Annotated in this window: 10 protein-coding genes; 4 read left to right on the top strand and 6 right to left on the bottom strand. The window is 65.0% G+C overall.

Annotated features, from left to right (window positions below; translation table 11 throughout):
* Nucleotides 1-116: 116 nt before the first annotated feature.
* Genes gad through glsA form a run of 3 tightly spaced genes read left to right on the top strand, consistent with a single transcriptional unit; the run spans nt 117 to nt 4,189 of the window.
* Complete coding sequence (gad, locus tag AL3_RS06045; RefSeq protein WP_066298025.1) at nt 117-1,499, top strand: glutamate decarboxylase; 1,383 nt, start codon at nt 117-119, stop codon at nt 1,497-1,499.
* Nucleotides 1,500-1,517: 18 nt separating this feature from the next.
* Nucleotides 1,518-3,239 (top strand): glutamine/gamma-aminobutyrate antiporter GadC, encoded by a 1,722-nt coding sequence (gene gadC, locus AL3_RS06050; protein ID WP_083521491.1) that lies wholly within the window; start codon nt 1,518-1,520, stop codon nt 3,237-3,239.
* Nucleotides 3,236-4,189, top strand: coding sequence for a glutaminase A (glsA, locus tag AL3_RS06055; protein WP_066298027.1), 954 nt, complete (start codon nt 3,236-3,238; stop codon nt 4,187-4,189). The genes gadC and glsA overlap by 4 nt, the downstream gene beginning before the upstream one ends.
* A 123-nt stretch (nt 4,190-4,312) precedes the next feature.
* Here glsA and AL3_RS06060 read toward each other — a convergent pair whose 3' ends face one another.
* From AL3_RS06060 to AL3_RS06070, 3 genes are all read right to left on the bottom strand, one after another.
* Complete coding sequence (locus AL3_RS06060) at nt 4,313-5,083, bottom strand: IclR family transcriptional regulator domain-containing protein (RefSeq protein WP_066298030.1); 771 nt, start codon at nt 5,081-5,083, stop codon at nt 4,313-4,315.
* Between the two features lie 109 nt (nt 5,084-5,192).
* Entirely contained in the window at nt 5,193-7,025 is a 1,833-nt protein-coding gene (locus AL3_RS06065) for a bifunctional sugar phosphate isomerase/epimerase/4-hydroxyphenylpyruvate dioxygenase family protein (protein WP_066298032.1), read from the bottom strand.
* A 23-nt stretch (nt 7,026-7,048) separates the two neighbouring features.
* Entirely contained in the window at nt 7,049-7,921 is an 873-nt protein-coding gene (locus AL3_RS06070) for a shikimate dehydrogenase (RefSeq protein ID WP_066298034.1), read from the bottom strand.
* A gap of 180 nt (nt 7,922-8,101) precedes the next feature.
* Between AL3_RS06070 and AL3_RS06075 the strand changes: the two genes are divergently transcribed.
* On the top strand, nt 8,102-9,412 hold the full coding sequence (locus AL3_RS06075; protein ID WP_066298036.1) for an MFS transporter: 1,311 nt from the start codon (nt 8,102-8,104) through the stop codon (nt 9,410-9,412).
* Between the two features lie 113 nt (nt 9,413-9,525).
* Here AL3_RS06075 and AL3_RS06080 read toward each other — a convergent pair whose 3' ends face one another.
* The 3 genes from AL3_RS06080 to AL3_RS06090 form a co-directional block, all read right to left on the bottom strand.
* The gene (locus tag AL3_RS06080) at nt 9,526-11,187 is read right to left on the bottom strand and encodes an ABC1 kinase family protein (protein WP_066298038.1); all 1,662 of its coding nucleotides are present in this window, start codon (nt 11,185-11,187) and stop codon (nt 9,526-9,528) included.
* Nucleotides 11,188-11,273: 86 nt separating this feature from the next.
* Nucleotides 11,274-12,593, bottom strand: coding sequence for an MFS transporter (locus tag AL3_RS06085; protein WP_066298040.1), 1,320 nt, complete (start codon nt 12,591-12,593; stop codon nt 11,274-11,276).
* A 103-nt stretch (nt 12,594-12,696) separates the two neighbouring features.
* The gene (locus AL3_RS06090) at nt 12,697-13,152 is read right to left on the bottom strand and encodes an acyl-CoA thioesterase (protein ID WP_083521492.1); all 456 of its coding nucleotides are present in this window, start codon (nt 13,150-13,152) and stop codon (nt 12,697-12,699) included.
* Between the last annotated feature and the right edge of the window lie 10 nt (nt 13,153-13,162).

A 13,162-nucleotide genomic window follows, 5' to 3' on the forward strand; every position in this document is an offset into this window, starting at 1 on the left:
GTAATGGCTGAAGGGCTGCGCGTATAGTCATGAAGCGCGCGCACCCTTGGGGAATCGAAACAGCCGCTCACGACGGCCCATGCAGTAGGGACACTCCCATTCGAGAGGTTGATGTCATGCCGCAAAATGATCCGCAGGACTTCCTCAGCGCCAATCCGGTTTTTTCCCGTTCCGGGGAGGCTACCCAGGTCTCCAAGACCCGCATCCCGCAAGGGGAAATGGCCCCTGAAACCGCTTACCAGATTGTCCACGACGAGACGATGCTCGACGGCAATGCACGTCTGAACCTGGCGACCTTCGTCAGCACCTGGATGGACGATCACGCGGACCGGCTGTACGCCGAGACCTATGACAAGAACATGATCGACAAGGACGAGTATCCGCAGACGGCTGCCATTGAGCAGTACTGCTGGAAGATGCTCGCCGGCCTCTGGAACTCCCCTGATCCCACGGGAACGATTGGCACCTCCACCATCGGGTCCTCCGAGGCCTGCATGCTGGGCGGCCTGGCATTCAAGCGGCTGTGGCAGCACAAGCGGCGCAGCGAGGGGAAATCCACCGAAAAACCGAACCTCGTGATGAGTTCCGCCGTCCAGGTCTGCTGGGAAAAGTTCTGCAACTATTTCGACATAGAACCCCGCCTGGTGCCCATCAGCGAGGAGCACAAGTGCCTGGACGGGTTTGAACTCGAGAAGTACATCGACGAAAACACGATCGGTGTCGTTGCGATTATGGGTGTGACCTACACCGGCATGTATGAGCCGGTGAAGGCGGTAGCAGCGAAACTCGACGAGATCCAGGCATCCACCGGACTGGACATACCGATCCATGTGGATGCTGCCTCCGGCGGTATGATCGCCCCGTTTATCCAGCCGGAGCTGGAATGGGATTTTCAGCTGGAACGGGTCCACTCCATCTCCACATCCGGTCACAAATACGGCCTGGTTTATCCGGGCCTGGGCTGGGTTGTCTGGCGCGAGCGGCAGTGGCTGCCGGAAGACCTGATCTTCTACGTGAGCTATCTGGGCGGCGACATGCCCACCTTCGCGCTGAACTTTTCCCGCCCCGGTGCACAGGTGGTCCTGCAGTTCTATCTGTTCCTCCGTCTCGGGTTCGACGGCTACAAGAAGGTGCAGCAGGCAAGTCAGGACGTTGCACTGTTCCTGTCCCGCGGGATCAGCGAAATCGGCCCGTTCGAGCTCTGGAACGACGGATCGGATATCCCGGTGTTTGCCTGGCGGCTCAAGGAGGGCCACACGGACCGCTGGACCTTGTACAACTTGGCGGACCGGCTCCGGACCAAGGGCTGGCTGGTGCCTGCATATCCACTGCCTGCCAACCTCCAGAACCTGACGGTGGAACGGATCGTGGTGCGCAATGGCCTGAGCATGGATTTAGCCGCGAGGCTGCTGGATGACATCCGGGAGGAGACCTCCTACCTGAACCATCTCAGCGCCCCCATGCCCTCGGAGCGGAAGCATCCGGGATTCCACCACTAACCCGAGGAGGTGGGTGGGATGAGCGATTCCACAGCAACCACGCCTAGTAAGAAGGGCCGGGCAGGGCAGACAGCCACCATCACCATTGGGGCTCTCGCGGTCATGAACATTGTTGCCGTCGTAAGCCTCCGCGGACTGCCGGCCGAAGCTGAATATGGCTTGAGCTCGATCTTCTACTATGTCTTCGCAGCTATTGTTTTCCTGATTCCGGTTTCCATCGTCGCGGCCGAACTGGCCACCGGGTGGCCTGAGACCGGAGGCGTTTTCCGCTGGGTGGGTGAGGCCTTCGGGCCGCGGTGGGCGTTCCTGGCAATGTTCATGCTCTTTATCGAGGTAACCATCTGGTTCCCCACGGTCCTCACCTTCGGTGCCGTCTCACTTGCCTACACCGGGCCCAACGAGAGCCTGGACGCGCAGCTGTCCGGAAACAAGGCCTTTGTCCTCGCCGTCGTCCTGGTCGTTTACTGGCTGGCTACATTTATTGCGTTCCGCGGTGCTGCCGCCTTCTCCAAGGTGGCTCAATGGGGCGGGATCATCGGCACACTTATCCCCGCCGCAATCCTTATCGTTCTGGGCTTTACCTACTTCTTCGCCGGAAACACACCCCAGATCGAGCTGGGCTGGGGTGAGCTGATTCCGGACTTCTCCAACTTCTCCAACGTGGTCCTCGCAGCGAGTATTTTCCTGTTCTATGCGGGCATGGAAATGAATGCCATCCATGTTAAAGACGTCAAGAATGCCAACCGCAGCTATCCCCTGGCCGTGCTCATTGCCGCAGCAGGAACAGTGATCATTTTCGTCCTCGGCACGCTGGCCATCGCCTTCGTTGTCCCGCAGGCGGACATCAACCTCACGCAGAGCCTGCTGACCTCCTACAACGACATGTTCGAATGGGCCGGCATGGGCTGGGCCGCACCCATCATCGCCGTGATGCTCCTGATCGGGGTGCTCGCCGGCGTCGTCACGTGGGTTGCGGGTCCGTCCAGCGGCCTGCTGGCCGTGGCCAAGGCCGGCTACCTGCCAAGGTTCTGGCAGCACACCAACAAGCACGGGATGGGCACGCACATCCTCCTTTTCCAGGCGCTTATGGTTACGGCGCTGGGCATCGTGTACGTGGTACTGCCTTCCGTCCAGGCTGCCTATCAGATTCTGAGCCAGCTGACCGTGATCCTCTACCTGATCATGTACCTGCTGATGTTCTCCTCAGCCATCTACCTTCGATACAGCCAGCCGAACCGGCCACGCCCCTACCGGGTGCCCGGCGGTGGAGCGGGAATGTGGATTTTCGGCGGTGTGGGGTTCCTCGGGTCGCTGATGGCCTTCGTCTTCAGCTTCATTCCGCCGGACCAGATTTCCGTGGGTTCCCCGCTGACCTACGTCGGCATCCTGATCGGCGGTGCCGCGGTGCTGGTGATCGTGCCCTTCGTCATCTACGCGCTGCGCAAACCCCACTGGCGAGATCCGGGCACCGTCTTCGTGCCCTTCACCTGGCAGCTGGAGAACAAGCATCCGGGCGTCGTCAACGATTCCGCGGTCTCCACTGCCGATCTTTCCGAGCGCTGGGAAGCGCAGCCCACCCCGGGAACTGCGCAGCCGGCAGATCAGCATCCGGGCAGCGCCCCGCCGCCGTCCGGTACGGCGTCCGGTACCCAGTCCGGAACCCAGCCTGGAACCGGACAGACCGGAACGGGTTCACCCAAGCCGCATGCCGGCCCAGCCGACGGGAGCACCTCGGTATGAAAATCGATAAAGAAGCCATCCAGGCAGCGGTGAGCACCGCGCACCGGGACCATACCGAAGAGCACGGCGGGAAAAACGCCAGCTACATTCCCTACCTGGCATCCGTCGATCCGGCCCTGTTCGGAGTCAGTGTCGTAACTGCCGACGGCGAAGTCTTCGAGGCCGGTGACGCGCGTTTCGAATTCGCCCTCGAGTCAATTTCCAAGGTCTTTTCCATGGCCGTGGCGATGAGCGACGTCGGGCTGCGGGAATTCCATGACAAGGTGGGGGCTGATCCCACCGGAGAACCGTTCAACTCTGTGATCAGTGTGGTCCTCCACGGTGATACTCCCGTCTCGCCCCTGGTCAACGCGGGCGCGATGTCCACGGTCTCCCTGATCAGGGCCGATGGTCCGGAGCAGCGCTGGGAGCGGATCCTGGCCGCGCAGTCTGCCTTCGCGGGACGCAGGATCCAGCTCAGCGGCGCAGTCAATGATTCGGAGCAGTCCACGAACTTCCACAACCGTGCCATTGCATGGCTGCTCTACTCGGGCGGCACCATGTACTCGGACCCGATGGAAGCCTGCGATGTCTACACCCGCCAGTGCTCAACGCTGGTAACCACCGTCGACCTGGCCACCATGGGCGCCACGATCGCGGCCCGGGGAACCAATCCGGTCACCAGGGAACGGGTCATCGCCAACCAGGCGCTGGTCCCCCCTATGCTCGCCGAGATGACCATGGAAGGGCTCTATACCGCCTCCGGAGACTGGGCTTACCGGGTCGGGCTGCCCGGAAAGTCCGGAGTCGGCGGCGGTGTGCTTGCCATCATGCCCGGGGTCCTGGCCATCGCCGCGTTCTCCCCGCCCCTGGATCCCGCAGGCAACAGCGTGCGGGGGCTCAAAGCCGTCGCGCAGATCGCTGAAGCGTTGAACCTGAATCTCTACAACGCCCAGGATTACGCCACCTAGCCGGAATCCCACGGACGGACTGGCGGCACAGACCGAACTGCGGCGGGGAGGAGCGAACGGCCCCCGTCGCAGTTCGCTGCCGGGCCCTGCCTCCAGGGCGGGACCCGAAGGCGGGCCGGCAACTCAGCTGAGCGGACGGATTCCGTAGTCCGAGGAAATCGCTTCCGCCGCCTGGACCAGGCGGGGAAGGACAACGTCGCCGAGCGACGCGCCCCGGTGCTGGTGAAGCGAGACGTTGGCCGCGGCCACCACCTGGTTTCCGCGGCGGATCGGAACGGCCACGCCGCTGAGCCCCTCCTCATACTCCTCGCGCACCACCGCCCAGCCGCGGGCGCGGACGCCCGCGAGTTCCTCGCTCAGCCTGCGCCGGTCGGCAATCGTGTTCGCCGTGTACCGCCGGATCTCCGACCGGTCCAGCCGGGAATCCAGGTCTGCGGGGTCGAGGCTGGATAACAGCACCCGGCCCATCGAGGTGGCCCAGGCCGGAAAGCGGGTGCCGACGTGCACGGCGACGTTGACCAGCCGGGGTGCGGTGACGCGGGCAACGTACACCACGTGCTCGCCGTCGAGGATGCAGACGGACGCTGTTTCCTGCAGGTCGGAGGAAAGCGACTTCAGGTGCGGTTCCGCGATGGCGGGGAGCGTGAGGTTGGAGAGGAAGGCCGATCCGATGTTCAGGGACCGGGGGGCAAGCTGGAAGCGGACACCGTCGGAGGACAGATAGCCGAGTTCCGTCAGGGTCAGCAGGAACCGGCGGGCAGCGGCGCGGCTCAGATCCGCTGCTGCGGCCACCTCGCTGACGCTTTTCGCCGGGGCATCTTCCGTGAAGGCGCCGAGGACAGCGAAGGTTTTTTCCACTGATTTGACGTACCAGCCGCTGCTGTCTGCGCTCATTCGTCCGCCCCTGCCTTGCAGTCCTGCCGGGGCAGCCAGCTGCGGCCCCGAAGGCGATCCTAGCCGACCCCGGGCCTGCGCCGTGGCTTTGAGCTGATATAGCCGCTGGTCAGGAGCGTGCTGCAGCACTTGTGTGGAACTGTGAAGCGAGCCGCACCGGGGCGTTGGGCGCGCCGTATCCCTCGTAGAAGGGACGCCGTTCCAGCACTTCGAAGAAGACGTTGCCCACGGTGGAGGTGTAAAAGTGCAGGAACTCGCCGTCGCCGTCCCGGTCGTAGAGCAGGTTGAGTTCCCGCAGCGTGGAGAGGAATTCCGGCTCAAGGCCAAACCGGGCATCCAGGTCCTCGTAGTAGTTGCCCGGTACCGGGAGGAACTCCAGGCCCCGCTCGACGGCGGTGCGCGCCACGCTGACCAGGTCGCTGCAGGCGAAGGCCACGTGCTGGGGATAACCGGATCCATCGAAGATGGGAGGTGCGATATTGAGGGCGATGCGCACAGCGCCGTCGCTGCTGCGCATCACCTGGCTGCGGACCAGCCCCATAGGGCTGGGCACTTCCACGCTGGGGCGGGTGGACAGGCCCAGGGTGGAGTCGTAGAAGAGGACAGCCTCATCGAAGTGCTGCCAGGGCTGGGACAAATTAACGTGGTCAATCGCCGTCACGGACCCGGGTGCCGGCAGCGGACTGCCGGTGCCAAACTCTGTGCTCCAGGCGGGTTCGCCGGAGGTGGCCTGGCAGAGGATGATTTCGGTCCCGTCGGGGGCGGCGACCACCTGGAGGACCTCCTCATTGGCCTGGCTGCGCCGGGTGACCGGTGTCGCCTTCAGCTGCAGGGCCCGTGAGGCGGCAGCGGGAGCATCCGGAACATCCAGCCCAATCGCTGAAATTCCGGGCTCCATGCCTGTCGCCTGCTGGCCGTTGATGATCATGCGGACACCGTTCTGCGTCCACAGTTCCACGGATTTGGTGCGGTGCCTGCCCTGGCAGGTGAATCCCAGCTGATACAGCAGGCTGCGAACCTGCGCCGGGTCTCCGGCTTTAACCTCGGCGAAACTGAAGCCGAGGGGTTCACCGACGCCGGGCAGGGTGGCCAGCTCCATCCGTCCGCTGCCGGTTCCTTCCTCCGCCAGGTGCAGCGAGGTGCGTTCGGCCAGCCGGATGAGGGAACGCATGGCGTCCACCGCGGTGCGTTCCTCAGCCGCCTGCCGGAACACGTCGTTGAAGATCTCCAGCGAGACCGGGCCGTCGTAGCCGCTGCGGACCAGGTGGCCCATGAAGGTCACCAGGTCGAAGGCGCCTTCACCAGGGAAGACCCGGTAGTGGCGGCTCCAGGACAGCACGTCCATGGACAGTTCCGGAGCGTCGGCAAGCTGGACAAAGAAGATCTTCTCCGCCGGAAGCTGCTCGATCGCGGCCGGATCCCAGCGCCGGGAGAGAATGTGGAAGCTGTCCAGGCAGGTTCCAACATTGGGGTGGTCTGCCAGCTCCACGATCCGCCAGGCGTGCTCGAAGTCGCTGACATACCGGCCCCAGGCCAGGGCTTCATAGGCAAGCCGGATTCCGTAGCGGGCCGCCAGCTCGCCCATGCTACGCAGCTGGGAGGCTGCAACGGCGTCGTCATCAATGGTTGCCGTGGCCACGTTGCTGCAGACCAGCATGGTGTCGATCCCCAGCCGCCGCATCAGGCGGAATTTGGCTTCAGCGCGCCGCAGGTTCTGCTCCAGCAGGTCCTGCGGAACTCCTTCAAAGTCCCGGAAGGGCTGGTAGAGGTCCAGGGTCTGGCCCAGGCTGGCCGCCAGCGCCCGGATTTGCTCCGGGCTGGACGGGCTGACAACCAGGTCCTGTTCGAAGATCTCCACGCCGTCGAAGCCGGCTGCCGCACAGGCGCGGAGCTTGTCCTCGAGGGTGCCGCTGAGGCATACCGTGGCGATGGAGGTGCGCATTACCGTTCCCTTCGGAGGCAGACTCAGAGTCCGCTGTTGACCATGTGGAGAAAGTGGGCCCGCATGCGGGCGGCATCCGGACGAACCCCAGTGATGAGTTCGAAAGCATCCACGGCCTGACCAACAGCCATGTGGCCGCCGTCCAGGACACGGCAGCCTTTCGCTTCCGCCGCGGCAGCCAGTGCGGTGCGGACCGGGCGGTAGATGACATCGGCGACCCACGTGGCGGGGTCAATAAGGGCAGGATCCAGGGGAAGGCCGGGGTGGGAGTGCATGCCGATGGGAGTGGCCTGGACAAATCCGTCCGCCCCGGCGAGCAGGCGCGGCAGGTCTGCCGGAGCGCCTGCAGCGACAGTGCTCTCCGGAAACAGAACCGCCAGGGCCGCGGCGCGTTCAGCTGCCCGGGCGGCGTCCAGGTCCACCAGCGTCAGGCAGGAGACACCGGCCTTCAGCAGGGCGTAGGCGACGGCGGCACCGGCACCGCCGGCACCAAGCTGGACCACCCGCTCCAGCGCTGCGCCTGGCAGACCTTCGGCCAGGGCGCTGCCGAAGCCGGAATGGTCGGTGTTGTGCCCGATAAATTTGCCCGAACGGATGAGGACGGTGTTTACGGCACCCAGCCGGGCGGCGTCGTCGGATACCTCGTCGAGGTGCTCCAGGACCAGCTGCTTACAGGGATGGGTGATGTTGAAGGCGTTGAAACCGAGGTCCCTGCCGTAGCGCAGCAGCTCCCCGACGCCGGATGGAGGCCGGCCGTTCACCGCCAGGTCAACTGGCCGGTAGAGATAGAGCATGCCCCTCTCCTGAGCCTCCCGCTCATGCATGGGCGGCGTCAGCGAGGCGGTAATACCGTCCCCGATCAGCCCTACTAGCCAGGACTCGGTGGTGGTGCTCAAGCGGTTCTCCCCTTCCAGGCCCGGAGCGGGCTAGGCCCACGGTACCGGGCTGTTCATAAAATGCACAAGTGTGCGTAAAGCGCACAGCGGTGATTGCATCTGAGTATGGCGCGGGTTACATTGTGGTGTTCGCATCAAGTACCGCTGTGCGATTACCGCACATATCAATGGAGGCCCCCCATGAGCGCTGCGCCCCCGCACGCCGCTGCAGCCACCGCCAAGACCCCGAAGAAGGCCGCTGCGGCAAGCTTCATGGGCAGCGCGGTTGAGTACTACGACTTCTTCATCTTCGGCACAGCCGCGTCGCTGATCTTCCCGCACGTTTTCTTCCCCGATGCTGATGCCCAGGCCAGCATTATGTCCCTGGCAACCTTCGGCTTCGCCTACATTGCACGTCCGGTTGGTGCCGTCATTCTTGGCCACTTCGGCGACCGCGTCGGCCGGCAGAAGATCCTCATGTTCACGCTGGTGCTGATGGGCGCGTCCACCTTCCTCATTGGCTGCCTGCCGACGTTCAGCACCATCGGCTGGTGGGCTCCCACCCTGCTGGTTCTCTGCCGCCTGGCCCAGGGACTCTCCGCCGCCGGCGAGCAGGCCGGTGCCAGCTCCATGACCCTGGAACACGCCCCTGACGGCCGCCGCGCCTTCTTCACCTCGTGGACGCTGACCGGGACGCAGGGCGGCCAGATCCTCGCCGCCCTCGTCTTCATCCCCGTTGTCGCTTTGCCGGACGAGATCAAATACGGCATCGGCTGGCGCATCCCCTTCTGGCTCTCCGCCGTCGTCGTCCTGGTCACCTACTTCATCCGGCGTTCGCTGCACGAGACACCGACCTTCCAGGAGGCCAAGGCAAACAACCAGATTGCCAAGCTGCCCGTCAGCGACCTGATGAAGCACCACTGGCGGGATGTGCTGCGGGTTATCTGCTGCGCCTTCATCGCCGCCGTTTCCACCGTCTACGGCACCCTGGCCATCAAGTACGGCACCGAGGTAGGCAATGTCGATGCCACCATCACCCTCTGGCTGGTGGTCGCGGGCAACGTGGCCGCGCTGTTCACCCAGCCGTTCTTTGGGATGGCGGCGGACCGCTTCGGCCGCAAGCCGGTGTTCATTTACGGTGCCGTCGCCAGCGCAGTGGTGATGCCGTTCTACCTGCTGTCCATGGAATCCGGGAACGCACTGCTGCAGTTCACGCTGTCCGTGGTGGTCTTCGGCTGCGGCTACGCGGCCGCAAACGCCGTCTGGCCGTCCTTCTACGCGGAGATGTTCAGTGCCCGGGTCCGCTTCTCCGGCCTGGCCATCGGCACGCAGCTCGGCTTCCTGATGGCTGGATTCGCCCCCTCCATCGTCGCCGCGCTCGGCGGCCTCCAGCCTGGCGGCTGGGTTGTCATCAGCTGGTTCACCGCGGCCATCTGCCTGGTTGCCACCATCTCCGCGCTCACAGCGAAAGAGACGTCCAAGATTCCGACGGCGGAGCTCGGGCTGCGCTAGCGCACCAACCATTTCCAGGCACACCAGCCGGCAGCTGCATTCCGTGGCCGCCGGCTGGTGCGTTTTAACCGGCCTGCGGGTCCAGCCGTGTGCCGGGCTGCCGCACTGTGCAGCTACCCGGCGTCGCGCCGCCGCTGCTTGCGGGCCGACCAAGCGAGGTAGCCGCCAAGCGCTCCGGTGGAAGCTAACCCGGCGCCCATCAGCGGTGCCTGCCAGCCACGCCAGCGGTCGGCATCGCCCAGGGTCAATTCGCCGATTCCCCGGATAAAGGCGGCAGCAAAGATCGCCGCCACCATCCGGTTCCCCACGCGCTCAAGGCGCTCCACCAGCGGCACCAGATCCCCTGCGCGCAGGTGCACCTCCATGCCTTCGAAATCCAGGGTGTTGATCAACCGCTGCACCTGGCCTGGAAGCTCCGTGCCCAGTTCAAGCAGCTCACCCCCGGCTTTGCCCAGCCGCTTGGCATAGTTGACCGGGTTCAGCTGTTCCATGGTCATCCGCTTGGCGTACGGCGCCAGTGTTTGGCCCATGCTGAAGTCCGGGTCCAGGACTTCGCCCATCCCTTCGGTCATAATCAGCATCCGCAGCAGCAGGGCAACCTCGCGCGGCAGCTGGAGGTGGTGGTTGCGGATGATGCCCAGGCCCTGGCTGATGATCTTGCCGACCGGGGCATCCCGCAGTGTCCGGCCCGAATAGAGCCGGATGAGTCCGGACAGATCCGTCCGCAGCTTGATCCTGTCCGGACGGGTCTGGGCCACCGTCATGCGGATCAGCGCCGACGCCATCCGTTCCGGGTCCTTGCGGATGACGGCGATAAACAGGGCCGCGAGCTGTCCGCGCAGCTTATCGTCCAGCTCCCCCACCATCCCGAAGTCGATCAGGCCGATCTGGGAATTGGGCTGGACAAAGATGTTCCCGGGGTGGGGATCGGCGTGGAAAAGGCCAAATTCGAAGACCATCTTCATTTCCGCGTCCGCAGCCGTGGCGGCCAGCGCCCTGCGGTCCACTCCCGCAGCGTCCAGGGCCGCCGTATCGGTGACCTTCATGCCGTGGAGCCGCTGCATGGTCAGGACTTTGTGGGTGCTGTGCTGCCAGTAGATCCGCGGAATGATGACGGCGGCATCCTCGGAGAAATTCAGCGCAAACCGGTCGGCGTTCCGCCCTTCCTGCACGTAGTCCATTTCCTGCCGGAGCGTGGAAGCGAACTCATCCATAAATCCCTTGACGTCGTAGTCACGGGCTGCCTCCCAATGCCGGCTGGCGTGGGCGGCCAGGGACTGCAGGATCGAGAGGTCGGCTTCGACCTCCGGCACGATCCCGGGCCGCCGGACCTTCACCACCACGTCTGCGCCGTCCTTTAACCGGGCTCCGTAGGCCTGGCCGATGGAGGCGCTCGCAATGGGGGTGGTGTCGAAGGAAGCGAACACGCTGAGGGGGTCGTCGCCGATTTCCTGGCGGAGTTCCTCCCTGACGGCTTCCCACGGCGCGGGGGTGGCATTGTCCTGGAGTTTGGCGAGCTCATCCATATAGGCCGGCGGAAGCAGATCCGAGCGGGTGGAGAGCAGCTGCCCCAGTTTGACGTAGGTTGGCCCCAGCTCTTCCAGTGCCCGGCGCAGGTATTCCGGGCTGGCCATCCTGGGGTTCCCGGCGTCCTCAGCGGAGCGTTTGCGGAACGGCAGGCGGGACTCCAGGCCGGAAACCGAGACCAGATAGCCGAGCCCGTTCCGGTAGAGAATCTCGGCCATCTGGCGGTAGCGGTCAAAGTTGTTCTTCATCTACTTCTTCCCCTCGGGCGGACGCGCAGGGGTGCACGGCCCTACAGGGAACGATAGCCGTGCCGGTGGGCCGGAGAACAGGGAGATCAGCCCTGTACCCGCCGCTGGGACCTGCCCGCGGCGTCGGACTCCACCGCTGCCAAGGTGCCCGCCACCAGCAAAGCCGCGATGCTGAAGCCCACTGCAACCAGTGGCAGGACCCAGCCACCGGTCAGCGTGTTCAGGCTGCCCAGAATCACGGGCCCGGCTGCGGCTACCAGATAGCCGCCGCCCTGCACCAGGGCCGAAACCTGGCCGGCCTGGCGGGTTGACCCGCCGAGCCGCACCAGGATCAGGAAGATCACGGTGATGCCGGCTCCCTGGGCGACACCGCCGACGGTGACCCAGACGGCCCAGCCGGAGGGCGCCAGCAGCAGTCCGAGGGGCAGTGCGGCCCATGCGGCGCAGGTCAGCCACAGCAGCGTCCGGCTTCGGAGCCGGCGGGAGAGCAGCGGAACGGCCAGGGCACCGGCTATTCCGGGCCCCTGGAACAGCGAGGCGCCTGCTCCGGCTGCCGTGGGATCAAGGCCGGCGACGTCGGAGAGCAGCGTGGGCAGCCAGGTGGAGACAGCGTAGAACGCGAACGCCTGGCCGCTGAAGGCGATCAGGAGGATCCAGGCGGCGGGCAGCCGCCAGCCGGCCCGGTCCGCAGCGGCGGCTGCCGGTTCCGCGGGCACGCCGCCCGGCCGGGGTGCGGCTTCCGGCTCCAGTCCGGTTCCGTGGGCAGCATTCCCCTTCGCTGCGTCCGATCCAAGGAGGAAGGCGCGCCAGCCCACCAGGGTCAGCCACGCCAGCGCCGCCACCAGCGCCAGGGCGCTCCACAGAACCAGCGCCGTGCGCCAGCCGAAGGCCTCTGCAAGGGGTGCCGTGATGATCAGTGTCGTCATCGAGCCGATGTTCATCGCCGCCGTGTACACGCCGGTAACCAGGGGTACGCGGGCCGGTGGGAAATCACGGCGGATCACCACGGGGACCAGCACATTGCCGACGGCGATGGAAGCGCCGATGACGACGGTGCCAGCCAGCGCCAGTTCGGCACCGCCTGAGGACCTCAGGAGAGTTCCCGCAGCAATTCCCGCAAGGCAGAGGGCGATGGCCTGGTCCGGTCCGCTGCGCCGCAGCAGGGGCAGCGCCAGGAAGGACACCACGCCGAAACAGGCAATCGGAAGGCTGGTCAGCAGGCCCGCTGTCCCTACGGACAGGTCCAGCTCCACCTGCAGCAGGCCCAGGATCGGCGAAGGGGCGACAATTGGTCCGCGCAGGTTCAGCGCGATCAGGATGATGCCGGTGAGAGCTCCCCAGAATACCCAGGGCCCCGTCCGCTGCTTCCCGTTTCGTCCGGTGGCAGCTGGACTGTCGATGTGCATGGGTACCTGCTTCGCTGAAGGCTCGTTCGTTCCGCTCTGGCGGCCTTCCGCGATTCTGTCAGCTGGCGGCCCGGGTACGGGCACCGGATCCTGAGTGTGACTTTTATGCTGCCGGGAGGTCCGCCTCCGTGCGGGGCGGCCCCGCCGGAAGATGGTGCTTGGGCAGGCGGTCACGGTCGTACGTGACTTCGGTGTAGCCGTGCGGTGCCGGGCGGCCGTGCTCGTCGAGGTTAACGAAGACGATCCGCTCGATGGTCAGGATGCTGGACCGGGTAATCATGTTGCGGACTTCGGCCTGCATGGTCAGCGAGGTGGTGCCGAATTTCGTGGCCCGCAGGCCCATTTCGATCAGGTCGCCCTGCTGGGCCGAGCTCACGAAGTTGATCTCGGACATCAGTTTTGTCACCACACGGCCGTTACCCATCTGGAGGATCGCGTAGATGGTGGCTTCCTCGTCGATCCAGCGCAGCAGCGAGCCACCGAAGAGGGTGCCGTTGGCGTTCAGGTCCTCAGGCCGGACCCATTTGCGGGTATGAAAATTGATATTGCCGGGTTCCATATTTATTAAC

This window comes from Arthrobacter luteolus NBRC 107841, from assembly GCF_001552075.1.
Lineage (GTDB): Bacteria > Actinomycetota > Actinomycetes > Actinomycetales > Micrococcaceae > Arthrobacter_B > Arthrobacter_B luteolus.